This is a genomic window from Hymenobacter aerilatus (assembly GCF_022921095.1).
Classification (GTDB): domain Bacteria; phylum Bacteroidota; class Bacteroidia; order Cytophagales; family Hymenobacteraceae; genus Hymenobacter; species Hymenobacter aerilatus.
Genome location: NZ_CP095053.1, coordinates 3,571,185 through 3,586,249, shown reverse-complemented (window position 1 = coordinate 3,586,249; position 15,065 = coordinate 3,571,185). Strand labels below are relative to the sequence as shown.

General features: G+C 52.3%; 12 protein-coding genes. 10 read left to right on the top strand and 2 right to left on the bottom strand.

The genetic code is table 11. The annotated features are described in order from the left end of the window. Nucleotides 1-16: 16 nt before the first annotated feature. Nucleotides 17-2,704 (bottom strand): T9SS type A sorting domain-containing protein, encoded by a 2,688-nt coding sequence (locus MUN82_RS15050; protein WP_245091738.1) that lies wholly within the window; start codon nucleotides 2,702-2,704, stop codon nucleotides 17-19. Nucleotides 2,705-2,923: 219 nt separating this feature from the next. Here MUN82_RS15050 and MUN82_RS15045 point away from each other — a divergent pair, with 219 nt between their 5' ends. The 10 genes from MUN82_RS15045 to MUN82_RS15000 all read left to right on the top strand — a co-directional run bounded on the left by MUN82_RS15045 (nucleotide 2,924) and on the right by MUN82_RS15000 (nucleotide 14,462). Then, entirely contained in the window at nucleotides 2,924-3,757 is an 834-nt protein-coding gene (locus MUN82_RS15045; protein WP_245091736.1) for a Rossmann-like and DUF2520 domain-containing protein, read from the top strand. Nucleotides 3,758-3,774: 17 nt separating this feature from the next. Next, nucleotides 3,775-4,107 (top strand): 2Fe-2S iron-sulfur cluster-binding protein, encoded by a 333-nt coding sequence (locus MUN82_RS15040; protein ID WP_245091734.1) that lies wholly within the window; start codon nucleotides 3,775-3,777, stop codon nucleotides 4,105-4,107. 104 nt (nucleotides 4,108-4,211) lie between these two features. Next, complete coding sequence (gene iscX, locus MUN82_RS15035; protein WP_245091732.1) at nucleotides 4,212-4,448, top strand: Fe-S cluster assembly protein IscX; 237 nt, start codon at nucleotides 4,212-4,214, stop codon at nucleotides 4,446-4,448. Between the two features lie 130 nt (nucleotides 4,449-4,578). Next, entirely contained in the window at nucleotides 4,579-5,079 is a 501-nt protein-coding gene (locus tag MUN82_RS15030) for a KdsC family phosphatase (RefSeq protein ID WP_245091730.1), read from the top strand. A 135-nt stretch (nucleotides 5,080-5,214) separates the two neighbouring features. Beyond that, nucleotides 5,215-5,409 (top strand): cold-shock protein, encoded by a 195-nt coding sequence (locus MUN82_RS15025; protein ID WP_110978692.1) that lies wholly within the window; start codon nucleotides 5,215-5,217, stop codon nucleotides 5,407-5,409. A 395-nt stretch (nucleotides 5,410-5,804) separates the two neighbouring features. Further along, nucleotides 5,805-6,614 carry a geranylgeranylglycerol-phosphate geranylgeranyltransferase gene (locus MUN82_RS15020; protein WP_245091728.1) on the top strand — a complete coding sequence of 270 codons (810 nt, stop codon included), beginning with the start codon at nucleotides 5,805-5,807 and terminating at the stop codon, nucleotides 6,612-6,614. 116 nt (nucleotides 6,615-6,730) lie between these two features. After that, the gene (locus tag MUN82_RS15015; RefSeq protein ID WP_245091726.1) at nucleotides 6,731-8,044 is read left to right on the top strand and encodes a BamA/TamA family outer membrane protein; all 1,314 of its coding nucleotides are present in this window, start codon (nucleotides 6,731-6,733) and stop codon (nucleotides 8,042-8,044) included. Nucleotides 8,045-8,435: 391 nt separating this feature from the next. Next, a complete protein-coding gene (locus tag MUN82_RS15010) occupies nucleotides 8,436-11,579 on the top strand; it encodes a SusC/RagA family TonB-linked outer membrane protein (protein WP_245091724.1) in 3,144 nt (1,047 codons plus the stop codon). Between the two features lie 13 nt (nucleotides 11,580-11,592). Next, the gene (locus MUN82_RS15005; RefSeq protein ID WP_245091722.1) at nucleotides 11,593-13,104 is read left to right on the top strand and encodes a RagB/SusD family nutrient uptake outer membrane protein; all 1,512 of its coding nucleotides are present in this window, start codon (nucleotides 11,593-11,595) and stop codon (nucleotides 13,102-13,104) included. Between the two features lie 98 nt (nucleotides 13,105-13,202). Next, on the top strand, nucleotides 13,203-14,462 hold the full coding sequence (locus tag MUN82_RS15000; RefSeq protein WP_245091720.1) for a glycosyltransferase family 2 protein: 1,260 nt from the start codon (nucleotides 13,203-13,205) through the stop codon (nucleotides 14,460-14,462). A 5-nt stretch (nucleotides 14,463-14,467) separates the two neighbouring features. On the opposite strand, the gene MUN82_RS14995 is transcribed toward MUN82_RS15000, so the two are convergent. Then, nucleotides 14,468-15,064: a class I SAM-dependent DNA methyltransferase gene (locus tag MUN82_RS14995; RefSeq protein ID WP_245091718.1), complete on the bottom strand. Its 597-nt coding sequence runs from the start codon at nucleotides 15,062-15,064 to the stop codon at nucleotides 14,468-14,470. Nucleotide 15,065 lies beyond the last annotated feature (1 nt).

Below are 15,065 nucleotides of genomic sequence, written 5' to 3'. Positions count from 1 at the left end.
CAGCAATAATTCGACTTTATTTCTGCACGCTTACCCGCTTCACCACTAGATCATTGTCTAACTGTAGCTGCACTGTGTAGAGGCCGTTGCTAAGAGTAGAGAGGTCGAGTTGCTGCTCAGCAGCCGTATTGAGCGGGCGCGTGAGTACTACCTGGCCCAGCGTGTTGAACACGGTAGCGCTCCGTTGGCGGGCGTTGCTAGCGCTCAGGTTCAGCCGTATCAAGCCCGTAGTGGGATTAGGGTAGGCCTCAATAGCGCGCGAAAGGGCTTGGTTTACGGGTAGGGTTGCTTGTCCTGTCACCGTCAGATCATCCAACACTAGATAGAAGGAGTTCGGAGCGCTGATGGCATGAAACCCAATGTAGTACTGCCCGCTGGTGGCCGGCACAATGGGCTGGCTGGTTTGGGTAGTGAAGGTAGTTGCCGTGAGGTTTGTATTGGAATAAACAGTATTGGTCATGGCTGCCGGATTGGGAGCCGTACCGTATTTGATTTCCAACCCTTCCGGAAACACCGTATTGTTGAACGTACCAACAAAATACCGGAACCCAGCCGTGTACGGCTGTCCAGCTACAAGTGGCAGTGCCCGCGTGAAAATCCAGTCATCGGCTCCAATAGAGGTATTCTTAGAGTTATATTCGTACAATACAGCGTTGGAGCCGCCCGTAATACCCACCAATCTCCAGCTGAAACCATCTTGGTTAGCATCTAGTACGGAAATATTACAAGGTATAGTAGCTAGTTGGTCAAACGTCTCCGCATAGGGTATCGTGCCGGAGCCAGTTTGACAGGCGGTAGTCAGCTTCAGGGGGCCGTAGCGGGCGCTGGTGCCGGCTGTGCCGCCGCAGTTTTTACTGATATATACATCATATATAGTGGCGGCGGCAAGGCCCGTGAGCGAGATAGGTGAGGTAGCACTGGCAGCCGTAGTGCCTGAGCCTGGTGTGAAACCTACGGGGCCGTATTCAGCTACATACGGTCCTGTGCTAGCCGAAGCCGTAAAGGTAAGATTAGCTGAAGTAGTCGTGACATTAGCAAACCGGAGATTAACAGGCGTCTGACAGGGTGGTACAGCGCCGAATACTACATCAATGGCCGGCCGCAGATAATAGAAGTCTTCATCTTCTTCAAGCGGTTCCCACGTAGTAATTCCTATACTTGGTGCAGTGACATAAAAGGTAGTGGGTCGCACGAATGGTTCTTCTATCTGTGCGCCCAGGCCCAGGGGCCCTTGCGTGGCGCGCACCGCTACAAAGAACGACGAGTTGACCACTGTATTCGGAATGGCAACCGTAACAGGACCAGCGGCTGTTGGGCGCGTTTGCGTGGTGGAAGTATATAACACATTGCCGGGGCCGCCGCCTACACCCAGTGTGTCGTAAAGCACTACCTGGTAAGGGTAGGCAACATTAGCCTGTGCGAAGTTCAGTTTCACCTGACTTACCGTCGTCGATTGGTTGATGCGGTACTTAGAGGCAATCTCACTATTGGCGCCAGCGTCTATGAACGATGCTTCCGAGGGCTGGTTGGGCGTTTGGTAGCCCAGCGTATTGGTGGTGATAACCTGCGAAACAGACTGCTGGTTGTTGCCATTGATGGCGTCGTTGCCGATGCTCACCGTGAGGTTATTGGTGCCGCTGGTAGGCACAGGGTAGGAGGGGAAGGTTACTAGCGCCACTTCTCCCTTCGGTAGATTGGTGACCGTCCTGGTGGCCGTAAAGGTAGTAGCGCCACTTACGGTCAGCGTGACGGACACGCTGGCCAACGTATTCGTACCCGTATTTAATACCAGAGCCTGCGGAACATGGGGCGTTGCCTGTGCCGAAATCTGCCCATAGGTGAAAACGGACGTTACCGCTGCGTCGTTGGCTTTCGGTGTGTTGAAGCGGAAAGTACGGCCCGCAGTAGGCACCACTGTATTCACAATATCGAACAAGGTAACGTATCCCACAAACTGTGCCTGCGCCCAGGGTGTACTAGCTTCTTTGTAGAGCGATAGCACGTCGGCTGCGCTATTGCTGCCTGCAGCGTTGTTCCCTTTGATGCCAATAGCAACGGTTTTGTACGGTACTGGTGTAGAGCCGCCTGTGGCCGGGCCATACACAAACTCAATGGTGTTGCTGGTTTCGTAGAGCTTCACCTGAAACGACAGGTTGGCGTACTGGCTGGCATTACTGCCGCGAGCTTTATCGCTCACATTTTTCCACTGAATGGTACACACCCGGTTAGGGGCCGTGCCCGTGGTAGCTACACGGTACTCCGTAGGGCTGGTGCCCGCCGTCAGGTCCTCGTTGAAGGGTAGGAGCAGGTTCACGTCGGCTGCATTGTTGCTGTCCAGCGGGCCACCCCTGAAATTATCCGGGTCGCTGAAAAAATACGTGGTAGAAGGCGCCGCGCTACCCAGGCGCAGGTAGCCGTTGGTGTTCAGTACAAACTGCGTGAAATTTTGCTCATTATACCGAAAGCTGAAGCCAATATTCTGGGCCGTCGAGTTGGCATCGTCGGTGTTGGCAGTGGCAATAGCCGTACCCGCGCTACCCAAGTCTGTGTACGTACCGGCTACATTTTCACTGGTATACTGATTATAGGCAAGCTGGGCCTGAGCAGGCAGCTGCAAGCCAAGCGCCAGCGCGCACAGCCCCAGCAGGCGCCCCAGTCCACGCCGCGCGGGGCGCGTTGCCGGGGTAGTGTATAAGTGTTGCATGTAGAAAGTGTTTCAGTAAAAAAGCGTTTGTATTGAGGCCAGTGTAAGAGGAAGTTACAGCAGCCCGAACGGCTACCGGAAAACAAAGCAGTAAACACTACGTGCTTTCTATGCTTAAGATAGTATCATCAGCAGAAATATTGCGACGTTACGTCGTCGCGCTGCTGGGTGCAGTTGTCTATAGCTGACAACGACTTACCATTTTAAACTCATTTCTACATGCGTATTTGCTTAGTGGGTGCTGGTCGGGTAGCCACCCAACTAGGACCAGCCTTGTTGCGGGCCGGTCATATAGTTAGTGCTGTGTGGAGCCGCACGGCAGCCAGCGCCACGGTGCTGGCCGAGCAACTGTCCGGTGCCCACTCTACCACCACCACCGATTTGCGCCAGCTAGAAGTGGAAGTGGTGCTGCTAGCCGTGCCCGATGCCGCTGTAGAGCCACTGCTGGCCCAGCTGCAACTGCCGGCTCATGCGCTGGTAGCGCACACAGCCGGGGCGTTGCCCTTAGCGGTGTTTGCGCCCTACCCCCACTTGCGTGGAGGCGTGTTCTACCCCCTGCAAACATTCAGCCCCGGCCGGATGGTAGAATGGGTCACGCTGCCCCTCTGCATAGAAGCTGCCGACGACGCCAGCCAAGCCACGCTACTGGCGTTGGCGCATACCTTGAGCCAGGACGTGCGGTTGCTCAGCACCGAGCAGCGCCTGTTGCTGCACACGGCGGCTGTGTTTGCCGGCAATTTCACCAATCACGTGCTCGGCATCAGTCATGCGCTGCTGCAGGAGGCTGGGTTGCCGTTCGAGCTGGTGGCGCCCCTGGTGCGCGAGACGGTAGAGAAAGCCTTAGCCTACCCCCCCTTCACGGTGCAAACCGGCCCAGCGGCCCGGCACGATGCGCCTACCCTTGCCCGGCACCAGGCCGCTTTGCACGCCCACCCTACGTGGCAGGAAGTGTATGCAGCCGTATCCCGCAGCATTCAGGAGCAGCAAGCAGGCCGGCAGCCGGCTGGTTTTGATTCGGGGGGAGGCATCCGTACCTTTGCCCCTCTTTGCTAATTACCTAGCCACTTCCCGTGAAAGTCGTCAATATACATTTCAAGTTTCAGGACGGGCAGCCCGATCAGACCCACGTAGCCGTTGAGGGCGAGTCGGTACTGGACGTGGCCCTCAACAATGGCGTACAGCTGCAGCACAACTGCGGTGGCGTATGCGGGTGCAGCACGTGCCACGTGTACGTGCAGCGCGGCGAAGATTCTCTACCCGAAATTTCGGACAAAGAAGAGGACTTCATCGACCGTGCCATCAACCCCCGCATCAACTCGCGCCTGGCTTGCCAGTGCGTGGTGCAAGCCGCTACCGACGAGCTGGAGGTCCTGATTCCTACCCAAAATTTCCTGGGGCACTAATGAAGTGTTGAGTTTTAAGCGGTGCATGTTGAGTTGTTTGCAAATGGCTCATTTCAGTATCACTTAAAATCCAATACTTAAACTCAACACTCAATACTTCCAAAATGAATCATTTTGAGCCACCCATGAAGTGGAGCGACCACGAAGACGTGGCCATGGCCCTCTACGAGAAGTTCGGCGACGATTTCACGGAGGCGAAGATCTATCGCATCCGCTTCACCGAACTTATCGACTGGGTACTGTCCCTGCCCAACTTCGAGGGCACCCGCGAACAAGCCAACGAAGGCCACTTAGAGCAAATTCAAGCCAAGTGGGTCTACGAGTGGCGCGATAATCAATAAAGTAGTGAAATGGTGAGATAGTGAAATGGTGCGATTATCGTTCTGGCCTCTCCGTCAGCGCTAGCTGTTCAGATAGGGTAGGAGGAATACCGCACTATCTCACCATCTCACCATCTCACCATTTCACCTTATGGAAATAACGAATACGCCTGATCTGACTGCCATTCGGATGTTTGTGTTGGATGTGGATGGGGTGATGACCGACGGAACCATGTTGGCTCTGAGCTCGGGCGAGCAGGCCCGGGCCTTTCACATTCACGACGGCTACGCCATCCGGCATGCGTTGCGCAAAGGGTACCGTGTGGTGGTAATTTCGGGCCGCGAGGAAGAAGGCGTGCGGCGTCGGTTGGAGTCGTTGGATGTATATGACATTTACCTAGGGGTAGATGACAAGATGAAGATCTTCAACTCCTACATCAACCTGCACCGCATCGACCCTACCCATATTGCCTATATGGGCGACGATGTGCCCGACGTGGAAACCATGCGCCGCTGCGCCGTAGCCGCCTGCCCCGCCGACGCTACCCCGGATGTTCTTGCCATCAGCAATTATGTGAGCCAGCGCGCCGGTGGCCGCGGGGCTGTGCGGGAGTTGCTGGAGGCAACCATGAAAAGCCAGGGCACCTGGTAGGCACAAAAGGGGTGGCTATGAGCCTTTATCGTAAAAGCGCTATCTTTTTGAAAGGACGCGTAGTAGAGGGGTTGCGTTTTTGCGAAATCCCTCTAACTTTACCCGCTCATCCATTCACCCCATTTGCTTTTTTTCATGAAAACAGGAACCGTAAAATTCTTTAATGAGTCGAAGGGCTACGGCTTCATTACGGAAGACGGCACGAAGGAAGATTTCTTCGTCCACATTACCGGCCTTAACGGGGGCCAGATTCAACAGAACGACCGCGTGGAATTTGATACCCAGGAAGGTCGCAAAGGCGTAAACGCCGTGAATGTAAAGAAACTGTAGGGTCACCCGATCCACTGGCATCTTACCTTAGTAAAGAAGCCTCTCCACAGTCGGAGAGGCTTTCTTTTTATGCATAGAAAGAAGTGATAAATAAACCTGCGCAGGAGATAAAAGAAGGTGGAGTGTATCATTTCTGCAGAGGCCAATACCCCTGCCTGCGCTATACCAGTACCGTAAACCGGGCAAGTAGTAGATAGGACGACGGCATACTTCCTGCACAGCTTTGTTTTGAAATTATACTGCTGATTTACAATAGATTACTTTAGTATCGGTTCTGTGTTTTCATGACTCACCGTGTATCTTTTATGGAACCATCAACACCCGCTGGGAACCTGTCTTGGGTTGAAAGGAGCCGGCAATTAGCCCGCCTAATCAGGTTGCCCAACTTGTTGCTGATGGGATTATGCCTGCTGCTAGTGCGGGCAACGCTGCTACCCACAGCCTCCTGGCGGGTAGTAGTAGCGTCGCCGTTTGCGTTGCTGGTGCTGGCTACGCTATGTGTGTCGGCGGCCGGCTACATCATTAACGACTATTACGATGTGAAGATTGATGCTGTGAACAGGCCCGGCCAGCTCGTTATCGGCCGCCTCATCAACCGGCGCCACGCCATGATGGCCCACCTCATTCTGTCGGGCATCGGCATTGTGGTGGCGGGGGTACTGTCGCCGTTGCTGGGGCTGGTGCACGTGGGGTCGGCGCTGTTGCTATGGGGCTACTCGGTGCGGTTTAAGCGAGTGGCGCTGGCTGGAAACGCCAGCATTGCCACGCTCACAGCGGCCTTGGTGCTCTTACCCGAGCTGCAGGCTCGTACAGGGCAATCGGGTCCGTGGGGCTATGCGCTGGCGGCTTTCTTGCTCACAATGGTGCGCGAGATAGTGAAAGACGTGGAAGATATGCGCGGCGATGCGCAGCACGACTGCCGCACCCTACCTATTCTGTGGGGCGTAAGCCGGGCGAAATGGGTAGCTGGAGCGTTTCTGCTGTGCTTGCTACTCCTGACCGGTGGGGTGGCGTTGGAAGCGTTTCGTACGGGGTACTTGTGGCTAGGAGGCTGGCTGGTAGTATTTTGCCTGTTGCCTATGCTTGGAATGGGGTACCGGCTGCGGCGCGCCGACCGTCGGCGACATTTTGCGCAGCTCAGCGCGTGGTGCAAGTGGATTATGCTGGCCGGCGTGCTATCTATTCCGTTATCGGCTATTGCCTAAAACCGTAGCAGGCTCTGTTGCGTTAGTGCAGAAATCTTAGTCAGATGCGTTGTGGGGCGCCGTGCTTTTGGGCCACCAGACTTCCTGACTTCCACCTTTTTCTGCCTGGCATTTTTATGCGCTTTCTCTACTTGCCGCTGGTCTTATCCGGACTGGCTCTGTCTGCGGCCGCTCAATCTACGGCGCCCTATTCTGTAGTGGCGTCGCCCCCTACTACCCTCCTGGCCTCAGCAGCGGAACCCGCGGCAGCGCCGGCGCCTACCCTGGGCCTATTGGCCGACCGCCAGCCCGCTACGTCTCTGCTAACGCCCCGCCGTGTGCCTACGCGTAAGCTGGATTTCAGCCCCAGCGATAAGCCAAGTTTCATTCCGGTGCCTATTGCATTCTATCAGCAGGAGACGGGTTTTGCCGTGGGAGCTGCTATTCTACCAATATGGCGCTTCGGTACCGATACTACTGTGCGTAAGTCGAATGTGCGGCTTATTGCATGGTTCAGCCAGAAAAAGCAAACCACCATTCAGCTCACACACACCATCTTTACCCCCGACGAGAAGTTCTACTTCTCAGGTGAGCTAAGCTACTATGATCTACGCTTCGACTACTTCGGTATTGGTAACAATACGCGCAAAAGCGATAAGGTAAGTATTCAGTACCCGCTGTTTGTGTTTGACGAAAAAGCCCTGGCGAAGGCTGCTCCCAACCTATTCGTAGGTGTCCGCTACCGCCTCACTAACTTAGGTGATGTGGAGCTTCGTGAGGCAGAAAAGTATCAGAGCGTACCGCCTGTGTATGCGCAGCTAGGCGCTGGTGAAAACTTTCGGGGGCTAGGCGAACAGCGCAACGGCACCATCAGCTCTGGGGTAGGACCTGCTTTGCTCTACGATGGCCGCGACAATGTACTGGCCACGTACCGCGGCAACTTTGTAGATGCACACATCTTGTTCAACGGCGGCGCATTAGGCAGCGACTACCGCTTTACCCGCTACCAGATCGATGCGCGCCACTTCAACCCTCTGTTTGGATCCAACAATACCATTCTGGCTTTGCAGTTTGTAGGCCAGTACCATTCCGGTGATGTGCCTTTCCGAGAGCTAGGTGGTATGGGTGCTACCTTGGGTGGAGCTATCTATAATAATGCTTACCTGATGCGTGGCATCTACGAAGCTCGCTTCCGCGACCGTCAGTTTACCACAGCGCAGGCCGAAATCCGCCAAAAGCTCTTCTGGCGCTTCGATATCGCCGCATTCATTGCCGCCGGTCAGGTAGGCTACAACCTGAAAGATTACAGCTTCGATGGTACGAAACTAGCTGGTGGGGTAGGGGCACGCTTCCGCTTCAACCGCCGCGACCGGCTAAATATCCGCCTCGATTATGGGGTAGGCTCGGGCGGTAACTCCGGTATCATCTTCGCCGTTGGAGAAGCTTTTTAAGAAAAACCTATTATTTGAATATAAGCATATAGCGTCTTTCCATCTAGTGGAAAGGCGCTATTCTTTTTAAGACTTGTTTTACGAAATACTTCGTATTGTGCAACTGAAAAGGTTGATAAATTAATTGTACACTATTGACTGAATATGCTTGTGAAAGTGGATTACTATCATTAAAATAGCCTTTATATGCATTATAAAGGGAGATAGTAATTGTATAGTTTGTAGAACAGATTTATAAATATTTAGCTTTTGTATAGGAAAAATGTTTGTTAATCTATTGTGATGTTAGGATTATGTTGTTTATTAGACGCATCCATTGAAATACTCTTAACCACTCACACAAGTACACATGAGGAAAACACTACTCTTGTTTCTACTTACCGTATTCGTATTGTCAACCCATGATCTGTGGGCGCAAGTGCGGACTATTACCGGTAAAGTACTAGGCTCGGATGGCGCGGCATTGCCGGGTGTCACCGTTGTAGTAAAAGGAGGTGGTCAAGGCACCTCTACTGACGCTGAAGGCGGATACTCCCTATCTATACCGGCCGCTGCGAACACACTAGTATATTCTTTCATTGGATATGATAGCAAGGAAGTCGCTATTGGTGGGCAGTCTACCATTAATGTAACACTGGCAGCCAATACTACAGGTCTCGATGAAGTAGTGGTAGTGGGATATGGCACGCAGCTTCGGCGCGAACTGACGGGCTCTGTAGCTACTATTTCTGGTTCTGATGTAGCCCAACGTCCGGTGCAGAGCTTCGAGCAGGCTATGCAGGGCAAAGCGCCCGGCGTGAACATCACTACGCCTAATGGGGTGTTAAACAACCCACCAGTAGTGCGGATTCGGGGTGTAAACTCTATTTCGCTCAGTTCGTCGCCTTTGTATGTAATCGATGGTATTCCTACATACAGTGGTGATAACTCGGCTACCAACGCCCCCAACAACCCGCTAAGCAATATCAACCCAAATGATATTGAAAGCATTGAGGTACTGAAGGATGCAGCCGCAGCAGCCATCTACGGTTCGCGTGCTGCCGGTGGTGTTATCCTCGTGACCACTAAGCGCGGCAAAAAGGGCCAAAGCAAAGTATCACTCGACTCTTGGTCTGGCTGGACAAAGCCAGTACGTCTATACGACGTATTGGGTGCCGAGGACTACATGACAATTAAGAATGAGGCAGTACGCAACTTGAATGCAAATCAACTTGAAGCTGCGCTTGCCGCTGGCAGAACACCACCTCCAGTCCAAACAGAAGGTTTTCGGCCATCTTATGATGCCAATGGCAATCTAATAGATACGAAATGGTACGATTACATCTATCGTACGGGCTTTTCCACGTCCAATACAATTAATTTCTCCGGAGGTACAGAAAAAACTAGTTTTTACGCTTCGGTCGGTTATACGAAGCAGAAAGGCATGCTGGAAAACAATGATTTTAAGCGTACCTCCGCACGTGTGAATGTTGATCATAAAGTATACAAAAACTTTACAGTTGGTGCCCGCATTGGCTATTCCAATAATTACAATAGCGCCCCCAACTCAGGTTCTCTTTCTGGATCTGCTTTTAGCGTAGCTGGCCTGGGCCGTGCACCACTGGTGTTACCACCAAACATTCCAGCATATAATGCTGATGGTAGCCCCGCCATAAATGGTGCTAACGTAGGACCAGGCGCTAACATTAATCCGGCTCCACCAAATTCCGCTCTAGTACCAAGTTACTTTAACCCTGTAGTTGATTTGAATTACAATTACTTTACGTCAGAGAGCAACCAAATACAGGGTAGCGTATATGCTAACTGGGAAATTTTGAAGGGCTTGAACGTACGTACAAATTATGGTATCGATAACCTAGGGTTTGAGGATAAGTTATTCTATACCGCGCTGGCAGGTGATGGTTTCAGTACGGGTGGTAATGCTACTAATTACTATCGTACGAACAAACGCTGGAACTGGCAAAACACAGCCCAGTACGACCGGTCCTTCGGTGACCACAATGTGTCCTTGCTTTTAGGTGGAGAGCAACAGAAAACAAATGTGGAGCGTTGGGGAGCCCAACGTACGCAAGTAGCCGATAGCTTCTTTGATACCTACCTAGGCAACTTTACCAATATTTCTGTAGCTGGTATTGCGCAAGGAGAGAACTACTTGCTATCATACTTCGGTCGCTTGAGCTATGACTTTGGAAAAAAATACCTGCTTTCATTTAATGCGCGTCGTGATGGTTACTCGGCATGGGGCAATGAAAAATGGGGTAACTTCTATGGTGGTGGTCTGGGTTACATTATTACAGAAGAAAACTTCTGGAAAAATTCAGGGTTAGCAAATGCAGTGAGCTTCCTGAAGTTTACGGGTAGCTACGGTGAGGTTGGTAATAGTCAAGGCGTCGGAGACTTCACTACCCTTTCTCTGTACAGTTCAGGATTGTATGGTTCAAATGCTACACTAGGCTATAGCAATGCTGGTAACAGAGATTTGACTTGGGAAACAAGTAAAAAATTGGATGTTGGTTTCTCCTTCGGTTTGTTACAAGATAAACTAACTGGTGACTTCTCTTATTATCGTAACACCGTTGATGGATTAATTCTGGCTGTACCACTGTCTCCCTCAAAAGGAGTTCCTGGTAACTCTATCGACGCTAACATTGGCTCGATGCGTAATCAAGGCATAGAATTCAATTTGAAAGCCAATGTATTTCAAAAGCAGGATTTCAGTTGGGTAGTAAGCGGCAACATAACAACACAGCGCAATGAAGTACTGGCTCTGGTAACAGAAGGCCAGCAGATTCCTACGGCTACATCTGGCTTAGAAACCGTGAACTTCACACGGGTAGGTGGTTCGGTGGGCGAAATTCTAGCAATTCCATCATTAGGTGTGAATCCCGCCAATGGACGTCGAATGATCCAAAAAGCGAATGGTACGGTAGTCCAATATGATCACTTAGGTTCAGGCTGGACTACCTTAGATGGTCAGGCCACTACTGCTCCGAACCAAGTAACAGATGGTGTTTTTTACGGCCCAGTACTACCAACTTGGTATGGTGGTATTGATAATACGTTCCGATTCAAACAATTCGACCTAAACTTCTTTATTCAGTACTCAGGTGGGAATTATATCTACAATGGTACTAAAGCAGGTTTGCATGATCAGCGCTTCTGGAATAATGAAACCGATATTCTGGACCGCTGGACCAATGAAAACGCTAATGCTAAATGGCCGCGAGTTGTATATGGCGACAACATATCGAACGGTTCAGGGCTAATCATGTCGTCTAATGTGGAGAAAGGTGATTTCGCTCGTCTGCGTAATGTAACTCTGGGTTACTCACTTAACTCAACTCTAGCTAATAGGATAGGTATTGCAAGTGCTCGCGTTTACGCGCAAGTGCAGAACGCCGCGCTGCTCACGAAGTATTCGGGTATCGACCCTGAGATTTCGTCGAACGGTGCTAGCAATACGGGTGCTGGCGTTGACCGCAACTCGGTAGGTCAGGCTCGTACCTATACTGTCGGCTTCAACATTGGTTTCTAAACACAGCTTTCTGATGAAGATTTCACTAACAAATACAGTTACAGTAACATTAGGCACGTTGCTTCTAGCAATAGGAGTGGCCTCCTGTAATGTTGACGAACAACTAAACCCTGTACCCAAAACTGCTATTTCGGATTTAGTAGTATTTGATACACCAACTCGTATTAGATTGCAGATCAATAATCTGTACGCATATGCTAAGTCAGGTAGCTTCTTAGGGGGGCGTTACCAAGTATATGGTGATGTGCGTGCGGACGATTTTATCAACCGTACGTCCAATAGTGTTACAGCAGCTCAGGTTTGGAATCATACTCTGACAGAAACTTCCTCAAACGACGTAATTAGTCTGTGGGGAATTGCTTATCAGACTATCAACCAAGCGAATGTTTTTTTAGTTGGCCTTGAGGCAAATACAGCTAAATATGTGGCGCCCGTTTTTCCTGCTGATTTCGCTACTGTAACAGTGCCTCAATACCAGGCTGAAGCACGCTTTGTACGAGCATTGAGTTATTACTCTCTGCTACAATTATACGCCCGCCCGTATATCGATGGCGCGGGAAGTCGTCCAGGATTGCCGCTACGACTGCAAGCCGAAACTGGTGCCGGCGGCAATGATTTGGCTCGTAGCACAGTAGCTGAGGTATACGCGCAGATTCTATCCGATCTGACTTTCGCTGAGCAGAATTTGCCACTTACTTACGGCACTGCAACTGCTGATCTAGCCACAAACTCAACGCGGGCGCACCGAAATACAGCTATCGCGCTGAAAACGCGGGTGTATCTGACGATGGGGCAGTACAGCAACGTTGTTACAGAGGCTAATAAAATTGTTCCAACTGCGGCACCCTTCACCGCTTCTAGCGGTGTACCGCACAGCTTGAATGCTTCAATTGCCGCTGTATTTAGCACTGAAAACGCTGAAAGCATTCTGTCCTTTCCTTTCACAGCACAAAATACTCCGGGCACTCAGAACCAGCTAGGTTTCTATTATTTGCCTCCGCAGAATCCTGGTGGGCCTACTGGTGGCGGCGAATATTATTTGAATCCTACCGGAATTCTAGCTAATACCACCGCCCTCTCCGCTACTGATGACCGCCGGGTAGGTTTTTTTCTTACAAGTGGAGGTAATACCTACTTAGCCAAGTACCGCGGTGGTACGCCTTATATAGATAAGGCGCCCGTGATGCGTTATGCAGAAGTGTTGTTAAGCCTGTCGGAAGCATTATTCCGCAACAATGGCCCCGCAGATGCTCGTGCCTTAGCGCTACTAAATGCGGTGCGCACACGCTCTAAAGGCGCAGCCTATACCTCTTTTGCTTCAACAGATGCAGCCGTAGGCGCGGTACTGTTAGAACGTCGAATAGAGTTTTTAGGTGAGGGCATTCGGAATATTGATATTATGCGTCTAAACGCTACAATTCCTGCGAAAAGCTCAGTGCCAGCCATCCCACCTTCTAGCCCGAACTATGTGTGGCCTATTCCACAATCCGAAACTGTGACTAACGGTCTAATAACACCTAATTAGTAACAAGTTCAGGGCTACAAACCAAAGCGGCTTTCCTACCAATAGGAAAGCCGCTTTGGTTTGTAGCCCTAGCCGAACAATTCGCGTAGAGGGAAGCCATGGCATCTGTCCTACCCTCGCGCTTCCATGCGGCTTGCGAAGCAGCCGCTGCACCACTGCTATCCGATAGTAGCTTGGTGGTAATTCCCCCCCGGCCCGAACTGCTTTGCTCCGTTATTATTCCGGCTAAAGATGAAGCCGAAAACCTACCTGCTACGCTGGCTGCACTGGCCGCACAAGTAGACAAGCAGGGGAAGGCTTTATCTCCGTACAGCTATGAGGTAATCGTATTGGCAAACAATTGCCAGGATGCCACCGCACACGTGGCCAGGCAAATGGCACTGGTATATCCGCAACTGGTGTTGCACGTGGTAGAACGCACCCTACCGCCCGCCGAGGCCAATGTGGGGAAGGCACGTCGCTTACTGATGGATGAGGCTTCCCGCCGCCTACGCAGTGTAGGGCGTCAGCACGGCATTATTGCCAGCACCGACGCCGATACTCGTGTGACGCCTACTTGGCTGACTGACATTGCGGGCGAAATAGCTGCGGGTGCCGATGCTGTAGGTGGGCGTATTCTGACTGAAGCGTCGGCACAGCGCAACTGCCCGGTGCGACGCTACCACTTGCGTGATGCGGCCTACCGCCTGCTGGCGGCGCAGCTAGAACACTTGATTGACCCTAGCCCAGCGGATGCTTGGCCACGCCATCACCAGCACTTTGGGGCCAGCTTTGCTCTGACTGTTTCGGCCTACGAGCAGGTAGGGGGCCTACCTGTAGTTCCCTACTTGGAGGACGAAGCGCTATACCAAGCGCTATGTTATCATGATTTGCGTGTGCGGCACAGCCCCGACGTGCGGGTTATCACCTCGGCCAGGCAGGAAGGGCGCGTGGCGGTGGGGCTGTCGTGGCAATTGCGGGAATGGGCTGCCCTGAGTGAGCAATTACGGGAACCATTGGTGGCTAGCGGCCCGCAACTAGCCACGCAATGGCAGGCCCGTCGGCAACTGCGGCAGCTCTGGCAAACAATCAAAGCCGATGGTCACATAACAGGGGCTGTGCTTAGTCCCGCTCTGCACGCTGTCAGTGGCAGGGTAGCCAGTGTGCTTGGTCTTACCAAACAGGCGTTGCGGCGGGCCATAGAGCAAGCAGCTACATTTGGTGCTTTGTGGCAGCGCGTGCAGCAGGAACAGGCTGCCCGTCGGCAATGGGTACAACGGTGGCCGCCGGTGGCGCTGTCGGTAGCGGTGGCTGAGTTGCGGGCATTGTTGAAACAATACACCCCACTGGCAGCAGTGGAGAGCACGCTACCTGCGTAGCTGCTCTACCGCTTCTCCAGCAAATCCAGCCGGTAGGTTTCCTGGCGCTGGCCGTGCACGTGGCGTAAGGGGCCAGTGGCTTCGGCTTTTTGCAGAAAAAACTCGTGCACCTCGTCGCCAGTGAGGGGGTAGTCGTGCACAGGAGGTGTCCAATGTACTAGTAGTAATTGCCCGCCGGAGGGTAGGGCTTCTAGTAATAGATTAGTAGCGCGGGCTAAGTCCTCGGGCGACCAATAATAGCCTACTTCTGATACCAGAATTAAGTCGAAATGTCCCTGCGGGAATTCTTCTGGTATCCGCATCAGCCGGAGCTCCACTTGCGGCAACTGCGCACACCGCTGCCGGGCACGTTCCAGTGGGGCATCTGCTACATCTATGGCCAGCAGATGTCCGCACCGCGGCGCCAACTGCTCCGTGAGTACGCCCAGCGAACAGCCAATTTCAAAGGCACGCTCGTAGTGCGGGCGAGGTAGGGCAGCCAGCGTGGTAGCGTATTTCTCCCGCTCGTAGGGGCTAGTTTCAAACTGCCACGGATCGGCGTTGGCCCGGTACACATCATCGAAGTAGGCGGGGGGGAGCGTATTCGGCTGATTGGGATTCATA

Coding starts and splice junctions, on each gene's coding strand:
- MUN82_RS15050 (WP_245091738.1), bottom strand. CDS start 2,704: ATGCAACACTTATACACTACCCCGGCAACGCGCCCCGCGCGGCGTGGA.
- MUN82_RS15045 (WP_245091736.1), top strand. CDS start 2,924: ATGCGTATTTGCTTAGTGGGTGCTGGTCGGGTAGCCACCCAACTAGGA.
- iscX (WP_245091732.1), top strand. CDS start 4,212: ATGAATCATTTTGAGCCACCCATGAAGTGGAGCGACCACGAAGACGTG.
- MUN82_RS15030 (WP_245091730.1), top strand. CDS start 4,579: ATGGAAATAACGAATACGCCTGATCTGACTGCCATTCGGATGTTTGTG.
- MUN82_RS15025 (WP_110978692.1), top strand. CDS start 5,215: ATGAAAACAGGAACCGTAAAATTCTTTAATGAGTCGAAGGGCTACGGC.
- MUN82_RS15020 (WP_245091728.1), top strand. CDS start 5,805: ATGGGATTATGCCTGCTGCTAGTGCGGGCAACGCTGCTACCCACAGCC.
- MUN82_RS15015 (WP_245091726.1), top strand. CDS start 6,731: ATGCGCTTTCTCTACTTGCCGCTGGTCTTATCCGGACTGGCTCTGTCT.
- MUN82_RS15005 (WP_245091722.1), top strand. CDS start 11,593: ATGAAGATTTCACTAACAAATACAGTTACAGTAACATTAGGCACGTTG.
- MUN82_RS15000 (WP_245091720.1), top strand. CDS start 13,203: ATGGCATCTGTCCTACCCTCGCGCTTCCATGCGGCTTGCGAAGCAGCC.
- MUN82_RS14995 (WP_245091718.1), bottom strand. CDS start 15,064: ATGAATCCCAATCAGCCGAATACGCTCCCCCCCGCCTACTTCGATGAT.